The sequence below is a fragment of the Clostridium sp. BL-8 genome (assembly GCF_002006495.1).
Taxonomy (GTDB): domain Bacteria; phylum Bacillota; class Clostridia; order Clostridiales; family Clostridiaceae; genus Clostridium.
On record NZ_LZZL01000004.1, the window covers coordinates 68,964 to 92,632 of the forward strand.

22 protein-coding genes are annotated in these 23,669 nt (G+C 32.7%); 15 read left to right on the top strand and 7 right to left on the bottom strand.

The annotated features are described in order from the left end of the window. The first annotated feature begins 39 nt into the window (after positions 1 to 39). The 4 genes from CLOBL_RS01695 (at position 40) to CLOBL_RS01705 (ending at position 3,963) form a co-directional block, all read left to right on the top strand. Positions 40 to 489, top strand: a complete 450-nt coding sequence (locus CLOBL_RS01695; RefSeq protein WP_347472771.1) for a flavodoxin family protein — start codon at positions 40 to 42, stop codon at positions 487 to 489. Positions 490 to 781: 292 nt separating this feature from the next. Further along, positions 782 to 1,729 carry an NAD(P)-dependent oxidoreductase gene (locus CLOBL_RS01700; protein WP_077857409.1) on the top strand — a complete coding sequence of 316 codons (948 nt, stop codon included), beginning with the start codon at positions 782 to 784 and terminating at the stop codon, positions 1,727 to 1,729. A gap of 576 nt (positions 1,730 to 2,305) precedes the next feature. Next, positions 2,306 to 2,446 carry a hypothetical protein gene (locus CLOBL_RS27410; RefSeq protein ID WP_242953768.1) on the top strand — a complete coding sequence of 47 codons (141 nt, stop codon included), beginning with the start codon at positions 2,306 to 2,308 and terminating at the stop codon, positions 2,444 to 2,446. A gap of 80 nt (positions 2,447 to 2,526) precedes the next feature. Further along, positions 2,527 to 3,963 carry a hypothetical protein gene (locus CLOBL_RS01705; RefSeq protein WP_143323830.1) on the top strand — a complete coding sequence of 479 codons (1,437 nt, stop codon included), beginning with the start codon at positions 2,527 to 2,529 and terminating at the stop codon, positions 3,961 to 3,963. A 144-nt stretch (positions 3,964 to 4,107) separates the two neighbouring features. Here CLOBL_RS01705 and CLOBL_RS01710 read toward each other — a convergent pair whose 3' ends face one another. Continuing rightward, a complete protein-coding gene (locus CLOBL_RS01710; RefSeq protein WP_077857411.1) occupies positions 4,108 to 4,662 on the bottom strand; it encodes an XRE family transcriptional regulator in 555 nt (184 codons plus the stop codon). A gap of 152 nt (positions 4,663 to 4,814) precedes the next feature. Here CLOBL_RS01710 and CLOBL_RS01715 point away from each other — a divergent pair, with 152 nt between their 5' ends. From CLOBL_RS01715 to CLOBL_RS01730, 4 genes are all read left to right on the top strand, one after another. Further along, positions 4,815 to 5,762, top strand: coding sequence for a multidrug resistance efflux transporter family protein (locus CLOBL_RS01715; protein ID WP_077857412.1), 948 nt, complete (start codon positions 4,815 to 4,817; stop codon positions 5,760 to 5,762). Between the two features lie 220 nt (positions 5,763 to 5,982). Then, positions 5,983 to 7,641: a metallophosphoesterase family protein gene (locus CLOBL_RS01720; protein WP_077857413.1), complete on the top strand. Its 1,659-nt coding sequence runs from the start codon at positions 5,983 to 5,985 to the stop codon at positions 7,639 to 7,641. Positions 7,642 to 7,734: 93 nt separating this feature from the next. Continuing rightward, complete coding sequence (locus CLOBL_RS01725; RefSeq protein ID WP_242953769.1) at positions 7,735 to 8,949, top strand: YibE/F family protein; 1,215 nt, start codon at positions 7,735 to 7,737, stop codon at positions 8,947 to 8,949. Between the two features lie 414 nt (positions 8,950 to 9,363). Continuing rightward, positions 9,364 to 10,338, top strand: coding sequence for a non-reducing end alpha-L-arabinofuranosidase family hydrolase (locus tag CLOBL_RS01730; RefSeq protein ID WP_077857415.1), 975 nt, complete (start codon positions 9,364 to 9,366; stop codon positions 10,336 to 10,338). 62 nt (positions 10,339 to 10,400) lie between these two features. Here CLOBL_RS01730 and CLOBL_RS01735 read toward each other — a convergent pair whose 3' ends face one another. Genes CLOBL_RS01735 through CLOBL_RS01745 form a run of 3 tightly spaced genes read right to left on the bottom strand, consistent with a single transcriptional unit; the run spans position 10,401 to position 12,697 of the window. Continuing rightward, complete coding sequence (locus tag CLOBL_RS01735) at positions 10,401 to 11,135, bottom strand: amino acid ABC transporter ATP-binding protein (protein ID WP_077857416.1); 735 nt, start codon at positions 11,133 to 11,135, stop codon at positions 10,401 to 10,403. A 39-nt stretch (positions 11,136 to 11,174) separates the two neighbouring features. Next, on the bottom strand, positions 11,175 to 11,840 hold the full coding sequence (locus CLOBL_RS01740) for an amino acid ABC transporter permease (protein ID WP_009172868.1): 666 nt from the start codon (positions 11,838 to 11,840) through the stop codon (positions 11,175 to 11,177). 17 nt (positions 11,841 to 11,857) lie between these two features. Beyond that, positions 11,858 to 12,697: an amino acid ABC transporter substrate-binding protein gene (locus tag CLOBL_RS01745; RefSeq protein WP_009172867.1), complete on the bottom strand. Its 840-nt coding sequence runs from the start codon at positions 12,695 to 12,697 to the stop codon at positions 11,858 to 11,860. 396 nt (positions 12,698 to 13,093) lie between these two features. Here CLOBL_RS01745 and CLOBL_RS01750 point away from each other — a divergent pair, with 396 nt between their 5' ends. Next, on the top strand, positions 13,094 to 14,536 hold the full coding sequence (locus CLOBL_RS01750) for a glycoside hydrolase family 1 protein (RefSeq protein ID WP_077857417.1): 1,443 nt from the start codon (positions 13,094 to 13,096) through the stop codon (positions 14,534 to 14,536). A 249-nt stretch (positions 14,537 to 14,785) separates the two neighbouring features. Here the strand turns inward: CLOBL_RS01750 and CLOBL_RS01755 are convergent, their stop codons facing one another. Both CLOBL_RS01755 and CLOBL_RS01760 read right to left on the bottom strand, forming a co-directional pair. Beyond that, positions 14,786 to 15,151 (bottom strand): DUF4363 family protein, encoded by a 366-nt coding sequence (locus tag CLOBL_RS01755; RefSeq protein ID WP_077857418.1) that lies wholly within the window; start codon positions 15,149 to 15,151, stop codon positions 14,786 to 14,788. Positions 15,152 to 15,277: 126 nt separating this feature from the next. Then, positions 15,278 to 16,006, bottom strand: a complete 729-nt coding sequence (locus CLOBL_RS01760) for a DUF421 domain-containing protein (protein ID WP_077857419.1) — start codon at positions 16,004 to 16,006, stop codon at positions 15,278 to 15,280. A 321-nt stretch (positions 16,007 to 16,327) separates the two neighbouring features. On the opposite strand from CLOBL_RS01760, the gene motA reads away from it, so the two are divergent. From motA to CLOBL_RS01785, 5 genes are all read left to right on the top strand, one after another. Further along, complete coding sequence (gene motA, locus CLOBL_RS01765) at positions 16,328 to 17,110, top strand: flagellar motor stator protein MotA (RefSeq protein WP_077857420.1); 783 nt, start codon at positions 16,328 to 16,330, stop codon at positions 17,108 to 17,110. A gap of 17 nt (positions 17,111 to 17,127) precedes the next feature. Next, positions 17,128 to 17,889: a flagellar motor protein MotB gene (locus tag CLOBL_RS01770; protein ID WP_077857421.1), complete on the top strand. Its 762-nt coding sequence runs from the start codon at positions 17,128 to 17,130 to the stop codon at positions 17,887 to 17,889. A 293-nt stretch (positions 17,890 to 18,182) separates the two neighbouring features. Further along, complete coding sequence (locus CLOBL_RS01775; RefSeq protein ID WP_077857422.1) at positions 18,183 to 19,913, top strand: methyl-accepting chemotaxis protein; 1,731 nt, start codon at positions 18,183 to 18,185, stop codon at positions 19,911 to 19,913. A 15-nt stretch (positions 19,914 to 19,928) separates the two neighbouring features. Continuing rightward, positions 19,929 to 20,744, top strand: a complete 816-nt coding sequence (locus CLOBL_RS01780) for a protein-glutamate O-methyltransferase CheR (RefSeq protein ID WP_077857423.1) — start codon at positions 19,929 to 19,931, stop codon at positions 20,742 to 20,744. Positions 20,745 to 20,811: 67 nt separating this feature from the next. Continuing rightward, positions 20,812 to 21,843 carry a chemotaxis response regulator protein-glutamate methylesterase gene (locus CLOBL_RS01785; protein ID WP_077857424.1) on the top strand — a complete coding sequence of 344 codons (1,032 nt, stop codon included), beginning with the start codon at positions 20,812 to 20,814 and terminating at the stop codon, positions 21,841 to 21,843. Between the two features lie 419 nt (positions 21,844 to 22,262). Here CLOBL_RS01785 and CLOBL_RS01790 read toward each other — a convergent pair whose 3' ends face one another. After that, positions 22,263 to 22,919 (bottom strand): response regulator transcription factor, encoded by a 657-nt coding sequence (locus CLOBL_RS01790; RefSeq protein WP_077857425.1) that lies wholly within the window; start codon positions 22,917 to 22,919, stop codon positions 22,263 to 22,265. A 380-nt stretch (positions 22,920 to 23,299) separates the two neighbouring features. Here CLOBL_RS01790 and CLOBL_RS01795 point away from each other — a divergent pair, with 380 nt between their 5' ends. Beyond that, positions 23,300 to 23,665 (top strand): response regulator, encoded by a 366-nt coding sequence (locus tag CLOBL_RS01795; protein ID WP_077857426.1) that lies wholly within the window; start codon positions 23,300 to 23,302, stop codon positions 23,663 to 23,665. Positions 23,666 to 23,669 lie beyond the last annotated feature (4 nt).

Here is a 23,669-nt window from a genome sequence, read left to right on the forward strand (position 1 = left end):
GATAAATTTATCAAAGGTGCCAAGGAAGCGGGACACGAAATTTTTCGATTCGATGCAGCCTTTGAAGGAGTTCATCCTTGTACTAGCTGTAATAAGTGTGAGCATGGTGATAAACCCTGCGTTTTTCAGGACAGTATGGCAAGGCTATATCCACATTTAATTGACGCCGATTTGATCGCATTTGTAACACCGCTGTATTTTTTCGGTGTATCTTCTCAGATTAAAATGGCTATAGACCGCTTCCATGGCATCAACAATCAACTGAAAGGTGCAGATAAAAAAGCTATACTGATGGTAACCGCTGCCGGTAAAGAAGAGCATGTCATGAACGGTGTTGTTGGAAGCTACAATGAGACACTGCGTTATCTACAGTGGCAGGACTGCGGCATCGTGCTTGCAAACGGCTGTACCGAACGGGAAGACATCGAAAAAACAAATTATCCTGAGCAGGCGTATCAGCTTGGAAAAAGCTGTAAATCGAATAAATGATTCACTTATGACTATGACATCTATATTGGGAGCTTCCTTCTAACTGGATAGATAACATGTATGATAAAAGAAATGAGGTTGTACATGGTGGTGAGGATACAGCACTTGAAGCAAGTAATCTTGTCTCAGAATTTTACTATCTAAGACGCATTCGCAAATAAGTATCGAAAATTTTCCGGTTATATCATAATATTTTTTGCAGAGATAATTATTTTGGAAAGGAGTTATATCTAGTTAATAAAGAGATAAATAGGTACACGAAAATGTATATAGCATGAAAGGTGGTTTAGCAATGAAGATTCTTATAGTCGGATATTTTACAGAGGCATCAAAATTAAATGTTACAAGGTACTTTCCAGAAGAATGGGACGTTGTAATTGTCCCACCGGGAAAAGAAATGCTGCATCATATTGAAGATTGTCAGGTAATCATACCTGAACATATTAAAGTGGACAGCAGTCTGCTATCTATAGCAAAAAAATTAAAGTTGGTACAGACGGGTGCAGGATTTGATAATGTAGATATTGATGCCTGCACACAGCGAGGTATTTGGGTGGCCAATGCTGCAGGAGTGAATGCACAGGCAGTGGCCGAGCACGTAATGGCACTGATATTATCTTATTATAAAAACATACCATTTCTTGATGCTTTCATGAAAAACAGGATGGATGAAAATCAATTGGATTATATAGGGAGTGAATTAAGTGGAAAAACGATAGGGATTATTGGCTTGGGCGCCGTCGGTAAAAAAGTAGCTGAGTTTTGCAGGGTTTTTGATATGAATGTGTTGGCTTATGCTAGAAATGCGGTTGTACAGTCTGACGGTTTTGTAAAAATAACGGATTTCGATACTCTTGTAAGTGAATCAGACATAGTAAGTGTACATGTATCCTTGAATCAGCAGACAAAACAGTTGATAAGCAAGGAAGTATTCAAAAAAATGAAGAATACCGCGCTTTTTATCAATACAGCTCGCGGCGGGATTGTAAATGAAAGAGACTTGATAGATGCGTTAAAAAACAAGGATATTTTAGGCGCATGCCTGGATGTGTTTGAATCTGAACCGCTTCCTATTGACAGTGAGCTCCGGAATCATGGTAATGTGATACTTACTCCCCATACAGCAGGCATGCCTGACGGTCTGAAATTCCACAAAAAAAGATATGATTTCTTTGTAAATAATATAAAACGTGTAGAGAATGGTGAAGAGCCTGAAAGCAAGCTAAATCAGTTATTATAATTTTTGTACAATAAAAATAAGCGCCTTTTAGATTTCTATCTCATTTTATTCCAAGCTTTTTATTGTAGGCTTTAAAGTGAACAGGAGAGTAAAAGACCAGTAGTGGATTGGATGAAATTGATTCAATTCTTTTTAAGATAAATAAGAAAACAATACATGTAAAATAAGCAGATAATCACTTAGACAGTACTCTAAGTAATTACCTGCTCATTTTTTTGATTTGTATACCAGTGCTTATAAGACAGCAGGCAAGGATATATCACTTTTAGGTTGATGTTGGTTTTAGGTGAAGGGAAGAAGTACCTATTTGTAATAAAAGTGAGTTATATATACTGAAGAACGCAGATTTCCTGGATTTTATTGATGTTATACATGGCTTAAAATTTTCTTGGAAAATATTTCTAAATATGTTTGGCTTATATTCTAGCTGAACACAATTATTTTCATTTCATTATCCTACTACTATTAAGCATAGGATAGTCTCAATGTGGTTAAGCTATTTTAATACTGAGATATTAGTAATATAAAATAAAAATCATTGATAAGCAAACTATCTAGATTGGAGTGGATTAATTTGTGAAGATATTTGTAACTGAAGCAACAGAAAAGGTTGGAAGTTGTTTTGTACCTTATTTACTTAAGCAAGGTCAGGCTGTTCGTATTATTGTAAGAGATACTGGGCATGCATATACATTGAAGGAGCAGAGTCTGGTATGAGTAAAATTAAAAAGTTATATCTAACTATTTCGGGCATAGTTATTTTTCTTTTTTCATTATTCTTGTTATTGGAGATCGCTATGTTTGGAAGAATACTTCTAGGTTCCAAGGATCAGGAACTTACAATTAACAAGCTAAATGCAGTAAGTGAAAATAGAGATAATTTGGAATCTGGCTATTTTAATACAATATGGCCTAGTGAGCATGCAGATTTGATACGTTCACATGCAGTGTTTTCTGGAGGTCTTCAAAAGGACTTTGAGAGGAGTAAACTTCAGGTATCAAGCACTAAAATTTATATGCCTACCTGGGGATATACCAGAAATAAGGATGAGGTTTTTGTTATTGGAGGCAGTCCTGAGCTTATGACCACTTTCACCGAAGCCATTGAGCAGGGGAAGGATATATCAAAATCTAAGATCTTGATTAATAATTTAAAAGATATATTTAGTAAGGATGTTTCATATGTAGCTAAAATCAATTCAACAACTATGGAAAAGACAATATTAAAATTGGATATAGGTAAAACTGTTAATTATACAGGCGGTTTGGTCATGCATGATGACGGATATATTTATGCGGTATCACAGTCCGTACTTTATAAAATTGATCCAGAGAAAATGGATATAGTGAAGAGTGCAGATTTACCTAAGATAGGCAATAGATTAACTAATTACTGGACTACTTACAACGGTCTCCAGGTACTAAATAACGGGGAACTCGTGCTTAAAGGCTTCCATCTTTTAAATAATGCTGAACTTGATGGATACCTATTGCTGGTTGATCCTGATACCTTACAAATAGATATAAAACAAAAGGCAATGGTTTCTTCTGCCAGATTAGCCATAGAAAATAATTATCTTTATATTGTAAATGCAGAAGAAAGTTCTAGGTACAAAATAACTGATAGTGGATTTATTTTGGATGACGACTTTACTTCAAAATACAGGGATAAAAATGATAAAAGTACACAAGCAAGTTCTCCAATGTTGATGCCTGAAATCAATATGGTGGTTTTTGCGGATAATACTGCTCCAGGGGCGAAAACTCCTCTAAATTTATATACAAAATCCACAAAGGCTAGCAATGGAAAGGTGCAGTCGGCAAAGGCATTTTCAACTGATAACCCCAGCTTTAATTTCTTTATGGTGGGCGGCGATACATATATAAATAATATAGTAGTTTATTATGATCCACTAAATAATCTAGTTTCTGCAAATAAAATAAGCGAGGATGGAAGTATAAAGCTGCTGTGGGAAAAAGAAGATATAAAGGCCAGTGCATCTCCGGCTATATCTGCAATGAACGGTCAGGTTTATATAGATGATTATAAAAACGGCAGAGATAATTTTGTGGTACTCGACTTACTTAATGGGCAAGAACTTGGAAGAGTGGAACTGTCAGCAACTCTTCCGACAGTTGGAACAATATTTATAGGTGAAAACAACGATGTATTCATTCTAAGCAGTGAAGCGGGAAATAAAACTGGATATGTAAGCCGGATAACCGTTACATAAGGAGAAAAACAAAATCAGGGTTGTAATTAAAAATTTTTGTTAAATGTATGCTGTACGTGGTATATAAGGACTGAAGTTTAGAGAAATAAATTAAAAAATAAAGATAATAGTGAAGCTGGAAGAAAATTTTTTAAGCATTTTATTCTATTTTTTGTATAGTATTATATTCTGAAATATAGCTATAGAATCGCTTATATTTTTATAAGTATGCAATTTGTTTGCTTTAAAATTTAAAGAATTGCCTTTTTTCAATCTGAAGCTTTTATTATCTATAATCATCTCAATTTCGCCTTGTGTCACTAGGATATATTCCTCAACTTCATCATTATGTGGAGTGGAAGGATGAATACAGCCAGACTCAAGTTCTATAGTAAATATTTCAAATCCTTTACTAATATCAAAAGGAAATATGGGGTATAATCGCATTTTACTGTTTTCTTCTATTATTGGAATTATATCTTCTTGATTTATTATATTAAGTTCATCATTACTCTCATCGATAAAGACAGAAAAAGATACCTTAAGTCCAGTTGCAATTTTCCATAAGGTTGAAACCGTAGGATTAGATTGTCCTCGCTCTATTTGGCCAAGCATTGCTTTGCTGACACCGGTTAACTTAGATAGTTCATCCAAACTTAAATTTCTCTTACTTCTTATATATTTAAGTTTATTTCCTATAATCAAATTTAGATTTTCCATAAAAACCTCCTTGCTATTAATCAATAGTTTTGTACATTATGGAAGAGCAATTTCTAGATATATTTTATAGCATTCTAAAGGAAAAGTAAATTATATATTGAGCAATATAACGTATAAATATATAATATAACATATAGAAAGGGGAGATATATATGATAAAGGCATTTGCACTTGGAATAGCTGCATCATTTTTCTTTGCATTCACTTTTGTATTAAATCAACAAATGAGTGTCTCTGGAGGAAATTGGATTTGGAGCGCATGTCTTAGATATGCTTTTATGTTACCAATTTTATCTGTTATTGTTTTTTTAAAAAAGGAATTATTTTATGTTTTAAAAGATATAAAAGAAAGGACATTTCAATGGATTATATGGAGTACAGTAGGATTTGGAATCTTTTATGCTCCACTAAGTTTTGCTTCAGCTTATGGTGCATCATGGTTAGTTGCAGGCACATGGCAGATAACAATAGTTGCAGGAGCACTTATGTCACCTTTATTTTTTAAAAATGCACAAACCGGGGCTAAAGTTACTAGAGTAAGATGCAGAGCGCCTAAGAAGTCTATTTTAATGTCTAGTGTGATTTTATTTGGAATATTACTAATGCAGATTGAGCATTCAAAGGCTGTATCTGTATCACAATTAGGTATAGGCATTATACCTGTGATTTTAGCAGCTTTTGCCTATCCACTTGGAAATCGTAAAATGATAGAGATATGTGAAAATAAGTTTACTACTTTTCAGAGAGTATTCGGGATGACGCTTTGTAGTATGCCATTTTGGTTTGCTTTGTCTTCCTTTGGCATAATTTTTGATGGACTTCCAAGTAAAGGACAGTTAATTCAGTCTTTAATAGTTGCTATTTTTTCAGGTGTTATTGCAACTGTGCTATTTTTTAAGGCAGGAGACATAGTTGGGGGAGATACTCATAAAATGGCCATTATAGAATCAACTCAAGCTGGAGAAGTGGTGTTTACATTACTTGGAGGAATATTTGTCTTTGGTGATAAAATCCCAAATACTTTTGGAATTATAGGTATAATATTTGTGATTATTGGCATGATTTCTAATAGTCTTATGGGAAGCAGCGAAAACAAATAAAATATGATAATACTTAAGTTAAACTGGTGTGACTTATTTAATTGAAAAAATTAAAAACTTATTTGTTTTCATGAATCAAAACATCTGCTTGGAGTATTTCAAGAGAATTAATGGTAAATTAAAATATTTAAAGCAAAATTAACCATATATTAACCATCACTTAAACTCAAAGGAGTAACGTTAATAAGAAGGAATTATTTATTTTAGGAGGTCATATTATATGAAAATTAGTAAGAAAACTAAGTTTATTCTTCCAATTGCAGTAGCTGCAGTGGTTGCTACTTCTGCATGTCTACCTTATATAGCAGATGTTAATGCTGCTGTTACAGGAACTTCAAGCATTGAAGGTTTTTCTTTGCCTCAGGTAGCAGGTCCTTATAACATTAATGCAGGTGTTGGTTCAAATCCAAAGGAACTTGATTTCGCTTGGTTTACTCAAGCTGCTGGAAAAACTCAAGTAAAAATTTCACCTACATCTAAAATGAATGGCACACAATTTCCAGACTCTGCCGTAGTTCAGGCTGCAGATCAGGCTGCCGTAAAAGCTACACAATCTATTAATCAGGATTATTCAGTTCTTCCGCATACTAAAGGAACTCCAGAACCTTCTAACTATGGAGATAATGCTTTTAATGGAAAGGCTTCGTCAGGCACTCTAACTGGTGAATATTCAAATAAAGCTACAGTATCAGGATTAACTCCGGATACTCAATATTCATATTCTGTAAGTGATGAGAAAGGTAATTGGAGTCAAGTTTATACGATTACTACGCTACCTACTGATAAGGTAAGCTTTGCCGCTTTTGGTGATCCACAAATTGGTGCATTTGATGATTCTAAGGGAACTGCTAAATCTAATGCTACAGGCGGACATAAGAACTTAAATGATGATAAAACTGGCTGGCAAAACATGCTTAAGCTAGTAACTCAAAATAAAGATTTAAACTTCCTATTTTCAATGGGAGATCAAATTAACGATTATGATTACTTAACTCAACCTTCAGGTGTGCCTGATGGACAATGGTATCAATATAGAGACTTTTTCAATCCAGATCCTTCGATAAATTATATACAGAGTATGCCTTTAGCTGCATTTTCTGGTAACCATGATCATCAAATGGGTGAATATTACGGTTATCATTACAATCAACCAAACATAAGCAAGCTTGGTGCTACACGCTATGGAAATGACGGTGACTATTGGTTTAATGCTGGCCCTGTTTTATTTATGGTACTTAATGCAAATAACTATGCTACAGCTGGTCATGATCAATTTATGAGTGAAGCTATTAAAGCTAATCCAAATGTAAAATGGAAAGTAGCTGTATGGCATCAATCTGCATACAGTGAAGCAAATCACAATACTAAGAATGAGATTGATGATCCAGTTTTAACAATTCGTAATACTTGGACAAAGATGATGGATAAATATAATGTAGATGTTGTATTACAAGGTCATGATCATTATTATACTCGTACAGCTCAAATGCTTAATGGAAATGTAATTAATCCTGATACTGGAGCATCTGAAACTTTAGAAAAGACTAATACTACTTCTATACCAGGAACTACAAATCCAAAAGCTACTTATGCAAAAAAGGATTATCCAGACAGTGTAACAAATCCTAAAGGAACAGTTTACTTTACTCTTGACACTGGAACAGGAAGTAAATATTATGATTTTAATACAGGTAGTAACGATTCAGTTGGAGGAAGCGCAGACCATTCTTTCAGCGTTGTTGGATGGCAAGGTTATGTTCCATCTTACTCTGATGTATCTTTCACAGACAATACATTTACAATTAAAACTTATGCAACAACAGATTACACATTAAATAATCAATCACTAATTGATAGCTATACAATTACAAAAAACTAATTAATAAGTATTAAAAATCTTTAAAAAGATCAAACAATCTAGTTTATATTGACTAGATTGTTTGTTATATAAAATTACGCTGCTATTATATAAGTGCAGTATAGAAATAGGAGAAATGACATGAAGGTAAAATTAGATTGGATTTCATCAATTAAAATAGGTGGTAAAGTTATTGGGCCAATTGCTGTTTTGTTTGTTTATATCATAATGGCTGTACTTTTCAGTTCTCACACGCCGATTTATAACCCATATAGTTCAGAAGCTGGCGGAGAAATGCATTACGAAACAGGTAAGGTTGTCTCAATTGATGAGCAATCAATAAACCCTTCAGGTTTTTCTGGATTATATAGTGGAAGACAAATTGTCAGTGTCCTTATAGGAAGTGGACAATATAAGGGAAAAACTTTTCAAATTAATAATGCACTTAACTATGATACAAATTTTGTTCTTCATAATGGTCAAAATATTGTAGTGTCTGTAAATACATCCACTGGTGACACATCCTTTGTAAATGCGTATATGTTTGCACCTTATCGTGTTGTTCCTCTGCTTGTACTTATCGGTCTTTTTATTGGGGCAATCTGTTTGGTAGGAGGCTGGCGTGGTTTCCATTCTGTGCTAGGGATTATATTTACATTGACTACAGTACTATTTATTTTTGTTCCATTGCTTTTTCATGGTGTACCTGCTATTGAAGCAACTATTTTACTTGTTGTGGTCACTTCCTGCGTAACACTTTTTCTTGTGGGAGGCTTTGACAGGAAAACTTTGTCTGCTATATTAGGAACTGTAGCTGGGGTAATTATCTCAGTTATCCTTATGCTTGTTTTTAGCAAAATTTTAGGAGTATCTGGTTATACATCCTCTGATACAGATGCACTGCTCAATATTGCTGGTCAAAGCAAGCTGCAAGTGAAGGATCTTCTATTTACAGGGATTATTATTGCTTCATTAGGTGCTGTAATGGATATTGCTATTTCTATTGCAACTTCAATCAATGAGCTGCAAAAGCAAAAACCAGATGTTAGCTTTACGGAATTATTCAACTCTGGTATGAATATAGGACGCGATATGATGGGTACCATGACAAACACACTTATTTTAGCATTTCTAGGTGAGTCAATTTTTTCATTTATATTGATGTATTCTTATGAAGTTCAGTTTAAACAATTGATAAACTCTAACGGCATCGCAATTGATATTCTTAATGCTGTTTGTGGCGGCTTTGCAATTATTCTAACAGTTCCTATTGTATCTGGTATCACCGCTAAACTGCTTCAAGGAAAGCAAAGTTTAGATAACGAATAAGCTTTTATAGCATTATAATATACATCATGTGGACTAAGTGAAAACTTAGTCCATATTTTGTGATTCAATATATCTATAATTTGATTGCATGAGATGACGATTATCGGGCTTAAGATAATGCGATCGTTTTATTACAAGATGATATAATTATGTTAATAAAGGTTATATAACCATATTTTACTTAATATAGTGAGATAAAGTAGCTTCGGTAAACGACTACAAATTGAAGAGCATAGGAATATAAATCAACTTTTAATAATCATCAGATAAAGTTTGTGACAGCAATTACAATTGATATGATTCATTGTAATTTTCGACATCAAAAAACAGATAACATACCATAGGAAAAGGGGGAATGAGGAGAGATTAGGAATAATATGAATCCAATTTTTATTATTTAAGGAGGATGTATTTATGAAAAGATTAATGAGAAAAAGTGTTATGTTTATTATTGGTTTAGTACTAATAACATCATCATTTGTATCGGCAGCAAGTGCAGCAGCAAATCCTAGTCCGACATGGCATGTAGGTGAAAGAGTTATTCGTCATGGTGAAGCAAAACCATATGATTATTATGGTGCTAAGGATCCGAGCATTGTTTACTATAATGGTAAATATCATGTGTTTTATACAGGAGCAAATCAAAGTGGAGGGTGGCAGATGCTTCAGACGTCTGCAAGTACAATTTCAGGACTTAAAACTGCACCACGTAATTATATGAGTTCAATTGGAGAAAGCTATTTTTGTGCACCTGAGGTATTTTATTATGAGCCTAAGGGGCTATGGTATTTAGTATATCAAGATGGAACTTATGGGGTAGCCTATTCTACAACAAAAAATATAGATGATCCTAATTCTTGGTCAGGACCAAAATCATTTGGTATATCAGGAAACATGGGATGGGATTACTACATTGTTTGTGATGATTCGTATGCATACATGTATAATACACCAAGTGATGGTTCTGGAAAATTGTACGTACGTAAGACCTCTTTAGCTAATTTCCCAACAGGCTGGAGTGCACCTACAGTAGCTATAACTAATTCCTTCGAAGGATCACATGTTTATAAATCACTTGCAGATGGTCAATATTATATGATTATTGAAGATCAGAAAGATGGCCGCTATTATGAATTATGGACATCAAAGAATGCTGGAGGACCATGGACTCAAGTAGCTGAAAAGTGGGCGTGGCATGGTAATTTAACTTATGATGCAGATAAGTGGACAACTAACGTATCACATGGTGAAATCCTACGTGCAGGATATAATCAGAAAATGGAGATAAACGATATTAATCATGTTGATTTTCTCATTCAAGGCACTACTAATTTGAATGGCGATTATCAAAAGCTTACCTGGGACTTAGGAGTAATAAAAAATTATTAATAATCGAAAAGGAGCATCACTCCTGATTAAAATTTAATCATTTTGCGACGCTCCCTTTAATACTAATTAAGTAAGTTTAAAAATTGCCGGATTCTTTCATTATCAGAATTATTTAAAGCATCATAGGATCCTCTTTCAATAATTTCTCCTTTATCTACAAATAGGAGTTCATCTGCAACTTCTCGTGCAAAAGACATTTTATGAGTGACAATTGCTATTGTATAGTTTTCGTTAGCAAGCTCTTTTATAAGGTTTAAAACCTCTACCTCAAGTTCAGGATCTAATGCACTTGTAGGTTCATCAAAAAGCAGTATTTCAGGTTTCATCGCAAGAGCTCTTGCAATTGCAACACGCTGTTGCTGCCCGCCAGATAATTGATGTGGATAATTATTACGTTTATCTAATAATCCGATTTTTGCTAAAAGGAGTTCAGCATCTTTTATTGCTTGCTTTTTAGGAATTTTTAAAACTGTTATAGGACCTTCAATTATATTTTCAAGTGCAGTTCTGTGAGGAAACAAATTAAAACTTTGAAAAACCATACCTGTCTTTTTTCTATATGAATTTATTTCGGTTTTTGTTATATTTCCTTTAGAAAAATCCAATATATCATTATTCATGATTATCATGCCTTCATCAGGTGTTTCAAGAAGGTTGAGGCATCTAAGAAGAGTGGTTTTTCCAGAGCCTGACGGACCTATAATTACAGTTGTTTTATTTGACTCAATAGTCAAGTTAATATTTTTTAATATGTGTATATTATCATAATGTTTGTTTAAATTTTGAATTTCAACCATAGTTAAATCCTCCCAGCAGAGAAAAAATGGCATAAAATTTTAGCCTACAGATAGTTTCTTCTCTGAATACTTTTGTATTTGCGCTAATATTGTACAGAAAATCAGATAGACCAAAGCTACTTCGCAATATAAAACAAGAGGTTCATAGGTTCTTGCAACAATTCTCTGAGTTTCCATGAACATTTCAGTAACTGTTATGTTAGCTGCTAGTGATGTATCTTTAACAAGACTTATAAATGTATTAAAAAGTGGCGGAATTGATACTTTTGCAGCTTGTGGAAGAATAGTTCTTGTAAGAGTTTGTATATAAGTCATACCTAGGGAATAGCTAGCTTCCCATTGCCCCTTAGGTATTGATAATATGGCTGCTCTTATTGTTTCAGAACTATAAGCACCAACATTTAGGGAAAATGCAATTATAGCAGACGGTATTGGATCTATCTTTATTCCAGCACTTGGAAGTCCATAAAAGATTATGAAAAGCTGAACTAAAAGAGGAGTACCTCTAAATATCCATACATAAAATTTTGTGACTTGTTTTAAAATTTTAAGGGTTGAAATTTGAACTAATGCAACTAGAATAGCTATGAGCAGTCCAATTGCAAAAGAAACCAGCGTCAGTGGAATTGAATATATGATTCCAGCTTTAAGCATAGGAAAGAGCGAGCTTTTTATAATTTCAACTATACGATCGTCAAAAAACATAAGGATACTCCTTTTTATTATTTTGTAACATCATTTCCAAAGTATTTTTCAGAGATATTTTTTAATGTTCCATCTTTATCTAATTTAGCTAAAGCATCATTTACTGCATTTACGAAAGAATCATTACCTTTACGTATTAAAACAGCATTATTACTTGCTTCATTAAGAGTATCAGCAATTTTTAATGGAGCATCTGGTTTTTGCTTTAAGTAGTCATAGAAAGCAACATCGTCATTGATTGTGGCATCTGCTCTACCACTTGCAATAAGATCTATTGACTTACTAAATTGACCATCTGTATCAACTAAATCTGCGCCGTACTTTTTAGCCATATCTGCAAAGTTACTTGTTAATCCCTGTGCTGCTTTTTTACCCTTTAAATCGTTGAAAGACTTAATGTCATTATTATCTTTACCCACTATAAGTACAGCTCTTGTTACAGTATAAGGTGTTGAAAAATCATATTTCTCTTTTCTTTCATCAGTGATTCCAACCTGATTCATAACAACATCGTAACGTTTTGCATCTAGCCCTGCTATACATGAATCCCATGGTGTTTCTATAAATTCAGCTTTTACACCAAGTTCCTTTGCGATAGCTTGTCCAACCTCTACATCATACCCAACTAATTCATTTTTATCATTATGATAAGTGTAAGGGGCATATGTGCCTTCAGTACCTATTTTTAAAGTTCCGCTGGATTTGATTTGTGCTAGTAAATCATCAGAACTTGTAGTGGATGATTGCTCTGATTTACTATTATTTGATGCAGTGTTTCCAGAACTGCCACAGCTTAATAAAGATGTAGCGGTTAATACTCCTATTAATAATAAACTAACTAGATTTCTTTTTTTCATATTTTATTCCCCCATATAATTTCTATCGATTTACTAAGAATTTAAATGATATTGTAATAATATTACACTTGTACGATATTAATTGTCAATATATATTAGTAAATTTATCGGAATAATAGAAGAACGTTATTGATCATGGTAAAAGTCATGTTATTTTTATATAAAGTTATATCTTAAAATATCAAAAGTTATAGACAAAGTTTGATGTATATGATAGGCTAGACTTATAGAGTCTTGCTAATGTTTAGTATTGTTTTTTGAGTGTTAATATGAGGGAATTAGTTAGGCCTATGAAAGAAAATAACAAATCCAAATATTTAGGTGGATTTACTTGTTGTTTTTTCGATAGGCTTTTATCAAAAATGTAAGAATAAAACGTTGTTAGGAGGATGAAAGATGTATTTTAAAGAAAAACATGGTTTTCCAAAAGATTTCTTATGGGGAAGTGCATCGGCTGCCTATCAAGTAGAGGGTGCAGCAGAAGAAGAAGGAAAAGGAAAAAGCAATTGGGATGAATTTGTAAGAATTCCAGAAAAAACATTTAAAGGTACTAATGGAGATGTAGCTGTTGATCACTACCATCGTTATAAAGAAGATATAGCTTTAATGGCGGAAATGGGATTAAAGACATATAGATTCTCTGTCTCTTGGCCAAGAATTTATCCAAAGGGAAAAGGAGAAGTTAACGAAAAAGGATTGCAATTTTATGATAATGTAATTGATGAATGTTTAAAGTATGGAATTGAACCAATGGTCACAATATATCATTGGGATTTACCATTAGCGCTACAGGAAGAATATAATGGGTGGGAAAGCAGACAAATCATTGATGATTTTGAAAACTATGCTGTAACATTATTTAAGCGTTATAAAGATAAGGTTAAGTATTGGATAACTTTAAATGAACAAAATATATTTACAGCTCATGGCTGGATGATGGCTATACACCCACCAGGCAAGAAAAATGATTCAAAGATGTTTTATCAAGTAAATCATCATGCAAATTTAGCTCATGCTAAGGCAGTTCTTGCTTTTAGAAAGATAGTTCCAAACGGGAAAATAGGTGCCAGCTTTGCATTCTCACCAAGTTATGCAATAGATTGTAATCCGATAAACAATATAGCAAAAGCAGATTATGATGATATACAATCATTCTGGTGGATGGATGTATATGCATATGGAAGATATCCAAAAGCTGCATTTAAGTATTTAGAAGCACAAGGTGTTGCACCTGTTTTTGAAGAAGGAGATGCAGAACTTATGAAAGCAGCAGCACAAGTCGATTTTATGGGTGTAAACTATTATCAAACTGCAGTTGTCGAGTATAACCCAATTGACGGTGTTGGAAGGGCTGAAATGAATACAACCGGTAAAAAAGGAACATCGCAAGTTAGTGGTACTCCAGGATTATTTAAAAATCCACCAAATCAATACTTAAAAACTACAGATTGGGATTGGACTATAGATCCAATAGGTATAAGAATGGCTTGTAGAACTATCACAAGCAGATATGACTTACCAATAATTATTTCTGAAAATGGACTAGGTGCATTTGATAAGAAGACTGAAGATAATAAGATTCATGATGAGTATCGTATAGCTTATTTAAAGGCTCATGTGGAAGAATTAAAGGAAGCTATTAATGAAGGCTGCGAAGTTCTAGCATACTGCACATGGTCAATAACAGACTTGTTAAGCTGGTTAAATGGATACCAAAAACGTTATGGATTTATTTATGTAGATCGTGAAGAAGAAGAAGGTGCGTCAATGAATCGTTATAAGAAGGACAGCTTCTACTGGTATCAAAATGTAATAAAGACTAATGGTGAAGAACTATAATATAAGTGTTAACCAACTTATGAGTTATAAGTTATGAATTAAGGAGGAAAAGCCTTCAGGATTTTCAAAAAATATATTTTAGAAATTTTCCTTTTGTGGATAAGTGAGATAAGTGAGAGTCCAAATTTTATATTTGGATTCTCAAACTTAGTTAAATGGTGTATACAATTTAACTTCCTTTTGCATTTTGGCTCTTAAACTTTCTCCTTGAGCTTTATCCTTAACCTGTCACTCATAACTTATAATTTATCACTTCCCAAGCCCATCCCAATGTTCATAAGCCTCATTTAATTCCATAAGAGAGGCTGATGTATCTTTTGCTGTTATGGCACCACGAAGACGAGCCAAACTTGTATCGAAGGCATTTATTTCATCTCTTTCAGAACTGAATTGAACTCTTTTAACAATTTTATCCCATGTGTTTGATAAATTATCTGTATTTTTATTTGCGCTCTCCCAGTTTTCAGATTTTATATCTTGGGCAATTAATTGTATTGATTCAGGAATGTTATCATTTTTTCCTAATGGTTTCTTCAAAAAGCCGCCACTAAGCATAATCAATACAAAAGCGACTAATGCTATTACGGGAATAGATATAACTAAAAACTTTCGCATAAAAATCACCTCACTTATTTTTCATATTCCTTGGTTTACAGTTAAGGATGGGATCCTTTATAAAATTTGCCTCATCATAATTAAAGAAAAGTCGTAGACTTTTCCACTACAATTCATAACTTTTTATTAGTATGGGCCTTTATAATCTCCAATATCTGTTACTTTCCTAATGTGATCTGCATATTTATCTATGTACAAAGAGCCAGAAGGGGTAAGTGTAGCGAGAAACACTTCTGAAATGTCTTTAACTTCATTCATCTTTAATTGGTCAGTAAGCCACTTCTCAGTCTTATTGAGTTGTCTCAAATTTTCATTTATGAGAACTCCATCGTAAATAAGTTCTGTACTTATACCGCTTGGTGCTTTAACGATATTCATATCTTTAGGGGTCAAAGGTTCATAATCAGGTTTCTTCAGCACTGATAATTGGCCATTTGGCTCGATAATTGCAAAATCCACCTGTGATAAATCAAAAACATCCTTATTTCTTAATAATGCCATTATATCAGCGGCTGTATATCTCATTTTTCTTAATACATCTTCCATTATCTTTCCATTCATAATGACAATTGCAGGTTCACCTTCTATATATTTTGCGATATATCGCCATTTTTCGGTAATATACTCCATAAGGTATCCAAGTAATGCCCAAGTAAAAAGACCAACAAAATGTGGCCATGCTCTGCTAGACAAATCTGTAGTAAGAGTAGCAGCAATAGAACCAATTGTTATTCCAAGGGCATAATCAAAAAATGTTAATTGGCTTATTTGCTGCTTACCTAGTATCTTTGCAAAAATGAGCAAAGAAAAAAATGCGATAACTGAACGTACAAGAACAACTAATCCTTCATTCAACGTTTATTCCTCCTAATCTTAAGTAATCTATAGTTATTATTTAACTTAAAGTAATTTTTATACTAATTTGTAACTAATATTTAACATAAGTAATACTTCCGCAATATGAGTGATGATACCGATTTAATGAGCATTTATGTCGAAATTGATGAAAAAATAAGGTTTTCGATTGCCAAATATTATGGTATTATATTTTTATAAGAAAATACATAACTCAAAGCATAAAGTGGGATATCATGTAAATAAAGTAGTGACAGTGTCAAATAAACAAATTAAATGTTAAATTAATTGAGGGGTTATGTGATAATAAGGGGGAGAAAAATGGACATATTTTTGGTTTTAGGTATGATTGGAGGATTAGTAGTTGTTGTTACCGCAATGATTCTAAAAGGAGCCAGTATATCTATACTATTAAGTGGTGAAGCAATAATGGTAATCCTTGTGGGAACAGTAATAGCGTTATTAAATTCGTTCCCAAAAGGCGAATTTGTCAAACTTCCCAAGATTTTTGGTGTACTTTTTAGCAATAAAGGTCAAGAAGATCCTGCCGAAGTAATAACAATGCTTGTAGAAATGTCTCAACAAACAAGAAAAGATGGATTATTATCTCTTGAAAGTACAGTACAAAACTTAGATAATAAATTTATGAAAAAGGGACTGGAAATGGTAGTAGATGGATTAGAACCTGATCTTATAAGAGAGGTCTTAGAAATTGAGATTGAAGGTCTTGAAGAGAGACATCGTCTTGGTGCTACGGCATTTGCAACTGCGGGAGGTACAGCACCTACACTTGGAGTTTTAGGAGCGGTTATCGGATTAATTGGAGCTCTTGGAAATTTAAATGATATTGCTAAACTTGGAGAAAGTATATGTTCGGCCTTTGTTGCAACTGTTTATGGTATTTTCACTGGATACTTAATTTGGCATCCATTTTCAAACAGATTAAAAAGAAAGTCTTTAGAAGAAGTAAAAAATATGAATATTATGCTTGAGGGAATATTAGCTATTCAAGCAGGAAATAATCCAAAAAGCATTGAGAGAAAGCTAGTAGGTATGTTAGAGCCAAAACAAAGAGTTAGATTTGAAGAAAACAATGATAAGTAGTTTAGAGGAGAATAGCTATGAGTAAGAAAAAACAACATCATGAAGAGCATGTTGATGAAGCATGGCTTCTTCCATATTCAGATATGTTGACTCTTTTACTAGCACTATTCATTGTTATGTTCGCAATGGGACAAACTGATAAATCAAAATTTCAGGCGATGGCTCAGGAATTTAGCGTAATTTTTGCAGGTGGCAGTGCAATGATGAACAATAGTGGTGATTCCGCAGTTATTCCTACAGGAAGTCCTACAGAAGCTCAAGCAATTAAAAGTGCGTCTGAATTAGAAGAAGATAAAATGACTGAAGTTAAAAAACAGTTAGAACAAGAGATTCAGCAAGAAGGTTATGCGGATAAAATTAAAGTTGAACTTAATGGTGATGGATTAGATATTGCAATACAGGATGTTGTACTTTTTAATTCTGGAGAAGCAGATGTGCTACAGAATGTATCGCCATTGCTTACAAAGATTTCTGATATGCTAAAAGGATTAGACAATAAAATTAAGGTTGTAGGTCACACTGATAATGTTCCTATTAGTAATTCAAAGTTCCGTTCAAATTGGGATTTAAGTGCAATGCGTGCCATAAATGTAATGAATTTTATGACTAGTACCGGACAGATTGCTCAAGATAGAATGTCAATTCAAGCATATGGAGATCAAATGCCTAAATACTCAAATGATACAGAGGAAGGCAGAGCGAAAAACCGAAGAGTTGAAATAGTTTTAGCTCGTAAATATCCTTCAAATACGGATGAAAATACAAAGCCAAATCAATAATATGAATAAACATTAATAAACATAAAATTTTAGTAGTAAGAGGTATGCAATTAAATTATATTGATTGTATGCCTTTTGTTTTTTAAAATTAAAAATTAAGTTGGCCATGAGCCTTTTTTATTATATTTTGTGCAATCAGCATTTTGGACTATCATAATAGTGCAATCTGCATTTAAAACTATGACCTGTGGTACTTAAAAGATGTTGATAAAGAATTTAATATATAAGATACATAGATAACTTATGTATTTATCATTAAGAAAACCTATCGAAAAACAATTGGAGGAGGAATTATGAGATTTCTAAAAGATATAAAAATTAGAACAAAATTAGTAATGGGTTTTGTAATAGTAGCACTTATAGCAGGAGCTGTAGGTGGAATTGGAATCTCTAAAATATACAGTACAGATGTAGAGTATACTGATTTATATAAAAATTACGGAGTAAGTATTGGAGACATTGAAAGTGTATCTGTTTCATATCAAAAAATAAATATTAGTGTATATAATCTTATCATGGAAAGAGATAAGGCTGATAAGACTAAAAATATAAATGAAATAAAGGATTATGAAAGCGTTATTAATGAAAAATTGTCACAATTTGAGCATTCGGTTAAAACTGAGGAAAATAAAAGAGAGTTGGATAATCTTAAAGCATCACTGGACAAGTATCGCATTATTGAAGATGACATTATTGATTTGATTAATTCTGGAAAAGCAGATCAGGCATATGAAATGATTACTTCAGATGCAGCACAAAATTTATCAAATAAAATAAATAATTCTATAGATAATTTATATAAATCTGAAATATCTAATGGTAATAATAAATCAGAGCAGTATTCATTAGAGGTTAGATATACAATTATAACTATGATTATCACGATTGCTATAGCAGTGATTTTAGCTATAAGCCTTGGAGTTATAATTTCTAAAGCAATAAATATAGCCATGTCAAAGCTTATATACGTGACAGATGAAATAAGTAGTGGAAACCTAGATATATATATTATAAGTGACTCAAAGGATGAAATAGGGATACTTACAGAAGCTATGAGAAAAATGAGATGCAAATTAAATGAAGTTATAGGGAATATAAGCTTTGCAGCCAATCAGGTTACAGTTGGTTCAAAGCAGATAGCAGATTCTGCTGTGATTTTATATCAGGGAGCTACAGAGCAGGCTAGTGCTACTGAAGAATTAACAGCTTCCATTGAAGAAATATCTTCTCAAATTAAAGTAAATGCAGAAAGTGCTAAAAAGGCCAATGTTATAGCTAATAATACAAAAGAGAGTGCAGTTAAAAGAAATAGTGAAATGAAATTAATGCTTAATGCAATGGATGAAATTAATGAATCTTCCAATGATATATCAAAAATAATTAAAGTGATTGATGAAATAGCATTTCAAACTAATATACTTGCCCTAAATGCAGCAGTAGAGGCAGCAAGAGCAGGACAATATGGAAGAGGATTTACAGTTGTTGCTGAAGAGGTACGGAATTTAGCTGCAAGGTCAGCAAATGCTGCTAAAGAAACTACAGAGATTATAGAAGAATCTCTTATTAAAATTAAGGATGGGACTAATATTGCAAATCAGACAGCGGAAGCACTTGAAAGTATTGTAGGAGATATTGAAGAGGTTGCAGGAATAATTAATGGAATATCAGAAGCATCAGATGAACAGGCTGCTGGAATGGCTCAGATTTCACAAGGGGTAATACAAATATCCCAAGTGGTGCAGAGCAATTCAGCTACAGCAGAAGAAAGTGCTGCTGCAAGTGAAGAATTAGCAGGACAGGCAGAAGTTTTAAGACAGCAGGTTAATATGTTCAATTTATCGAAAGATACTGAACAAGATTCTCTTGTAGAACAAATGAATGATGATGAGACGCAGTCCCAGTCTTATGTTCAGAGTATAAAGGCTAACATTAGTATAGAGAAAGTTAATAATGGTATCAAAAATACAAAAGAACTAAAGCATAAAAAGATAATACTCAGTGATGATGAATTTGGAAAATATTAAAGATAAGGTGAAATTATGATTACAATTACAGAAAAAGAATTTATACAATTGTCTCAATACATAAAAGATAATTATGGAATAAATCTTAAAGTAGAAAAAAAGATGCTTGTGATAGGGCGCTTACAAAATGTATTACTGGAACATAATTTTGAAAGCTTTTCTCAATATTATCAATATATAATTTCTGATAAAAGTGGAAAGGCAGTCAGTACATTAATTAATAAGATTACTACTAATCATACATACTTCATGCGTGAAAAGAATCATTTTGAATATTTAAGAGATACAGTACTTCCGTATTGGGCTCAAAACATAAAAGATAAAGATTTTAGAATGTGGTCAGCAGGATGCGCATCAGGTGAAGAGGCATATACAATTGCAATGATATTAGATAGCTTTTTTGGTGAGAAGAAGTTATGGTGGGATAAGAAGATTCTCGCTACAGATATATCTGAGAAGGTATTGAATATTGCAAGAGGAGGGATATATCAAAAAGATAAAATCTCACCTTTACCTGAAGTATGGAAAAAGAGTTATTTACAGAATTATGATGCGGAAAATTTCATATTTACAGATAAAATAAGAAATGAGATTATATATAGGAAATTTAACTTGATGGATAAAGTGTTTCCATTTAAGAGAAAATTTCATGTGATTTTTTGCAGAAACGTAATGATTTATTTTGATAGTAAAACTAAAACTGAATTAGTACGTAAGTTCTATAATAGTATGGAGCCAGGAGGGTACCTTTTTATAGGACATTCGGAATCCTTAACTGGAGAAAATGTGGGCTTTAGATATATAATGCCGTCTGTATATAGAAAAGAATAGGGAAAATTAAAGGCGACAGTAAGTTTATAGCTGGCTTAAGTGATAATGTAAAGAGAAGGTGACATATGTGAGTGTAATTAGAGTACTAGTGGTAGATGATAGCGTTGTATTTAGAGAGGCTATATCAAGAGGAATATCAAGAGACCCTAAAATAGAGGTTGTTGGAAAAGCAGTAGATCCATATGATGCAAGGGATAAGCTTTTAGAATTAGATCCAGACATAATGATTTGTGATGTACAAATGCCTAAGTTAAATGGTGTAGAATTTATAAGAAGGCTTCTTCCACAATATAAAATTCCAATAATAGTCGTAAGTTCGTTAAGCGATGTTGTTTTTGATGCTTTGAATGCTGGAGCTGTAGATTTCTTAAGTAAGCCAGATGCTAGTATTCAAAATGGTTTTGAAAATTTTATAACTGAACTTACAATGAAGGTAAAAGGTGCAGTAAACGTAAATTTATCAGCTAATCTAACAAGATTAATATCAACAGGTTCAGATAAGATTGGGGAAAAAAGTGATATTCGCGCTTATAATAATAAAGTAATTGCCATAGGAGCATCCACTGGTGGTACAGAAGCTATTTATAGTATATTAAAAGTTCTGCCAAGATCAGTGCCTGGAATAGTGATAGTTCAGCACATACCGCCAGGATTTTCAAAGATGTTTGCAGAAAGACTTAATATGCAGACACACTTTGATGTAAAAGAGGCAAAGACAGGTGATATAATTGAACCTGGAAAAGTATTAATAGCACCAGGTGATAAACATATGAAGATAAAAAAATTAGGTGATAAATATATGGTTGAAACTTTAACTGGAAACAAAGTTAATGGCCATTGCCCATCTGTAGATGTTCTTTTTGAGTCTGTTGCTAAAATAGCATCTAAACATGCAGTTGGAGTAATTCTAACAGGAATGGGGCACGACGGAGCAATAGGACTTATGTCCATGAGAAAGGCAGGGGCAAAAACCATTGGTCAGGATAAGCAATCTTCAGTTGTATATGGAATGCCCAAAATGGCTTTTGACCTAGGAGCCGTAGAAAAGCAAGTTTCTTTATCAAAAATACCTAGAACTATATGTGATATTATAAGTTAAAGCAATAACTAAAACAGTAATAAGTTGCGTAAGAAAATTCTTCTGATTTTCAAAAATATATATTTCAGAAGTCACATTATATATATTCAAAAAAATTACAAGTGATACGGCACGGTTCTTATTTGTAAGAATGTGTAAATTATAAAGTTGGCTTATATATACTTATTTTGTGTACACATACATCAGAAATTACATATATATTTGTGTAAGCAGCATTTGAAAATGAGCTGTTCTAGGTTCTTAATGTGAGCTTGTTCAATTTTCTGCTTGTCACGAACTTGCTTCGGGAACATGCAGAAATTGGCACAAGCTTACATTTAGAACCTTTCAGCGAAAATTTCATAAGTCTGCTGGAATAAATATATATGTAATTTCGGTTTGGTACAACATAAGTGGATCAAAGTTGCTTATCTATATATTTATACAAGCCCATTTTTTACGGCATATACTGCGAGTTGGGTACGGTCTTTTAGTTGAAGCTTTGAAATAATCTCGGTGATTATATTTTTTACAGTTCCATCAGCAATAAACAGAGCTGTTCCAATTTCCTTATTGTCTTTCCCATCAACAATCATAGCTACTATGTTTAATTCCCTTTCTGTTAAAGACACATTTATACCTTCAATAGCAATAGTCTTTTTTTTAGTCTTCTTATTTTCTTTATGCAGATTTGATACAAAAGGATTTAAAACATCTTTGGTGATTATACCAAGTCCTAATGAAGCACTTTTTATTGAAAGTATAAGTTCTTGTGTACTTATATCTTTTAAGATATACCCATCTGCGCCACTGCTTATAGCATCAGTTACATCATTTGTATCGTTAGATGCAGTAAGAATTAGTACTTTTATTGATGGAAATTTAGATTTTATTAATTTTGTAGCTTCCAGTCCATTACATACTGGCATAGATAAATCCATTAAAACTACGTCAGGCTTATATTCTTTACATAAATCATAAGATTCATTACCGTTAGTAGCACAAGCAACAACCTTTATGTCACTATTATTTTCAATTATATTCTTAAAACTTTCCCTCAAAAGCTTTTGATCTTCAGCAATAATAACCCGTATCATAAAAACCCCTCACTATCCAATAAAGTAATATACTAAAGATTTACCCTAAATTTACAAAATACACCATAAATTGAACACAAAATACAAATAAATTTATATTAATGTAAAAATTATACCATGTTTATATATAAGAGAACAATGTATAAAGAAGTGTATAAGCTTGTTTAATTTTCTAAAAGATAAAATTAAGTGAATGAAACAAAATTTAATGAAGTATTTTGTCTAAAAATGCATTTTGCATTTTTTAGTTATTTGTTGTGCAATTTGCATTTTATTGTATGACCTGTGGTACTACAAAGCTATTATAAAAACATTTAAAATAATACTGTTAATAGAAAAAAGTAGAAATTTATATAAATTAAGCGAAGGGGGAAGAATTTATGAAGAGAGCATTAGTTGTAGATGATGCAGCATTCATGAGAATAGCACTAAGAAAGATTTTAGAAAGGAGTGGCTTTGAAGTTGTAGGTGAGGCAGATACAGGAATGAAAGCTGTACATCAATACAGGATGTTAAAGCCAGATATTGTAACCATGGATTTGACTATGCCAGAGCTTGGAGGAGTAGAGGCAATAAAAATGATTAAATCTATTGATAATAATGCTAGAATCATAGTTATTTCTTCTATGGGGCATGAAATTAATGTTAAGGAAGCCATAATAGCAGGTGCAGTATCATTTATAGTAAAACCATTTAAGGAAGAAGTTATATCGAAGCAATTGATGAACTTTGGTGAAAAAATATAAAAAC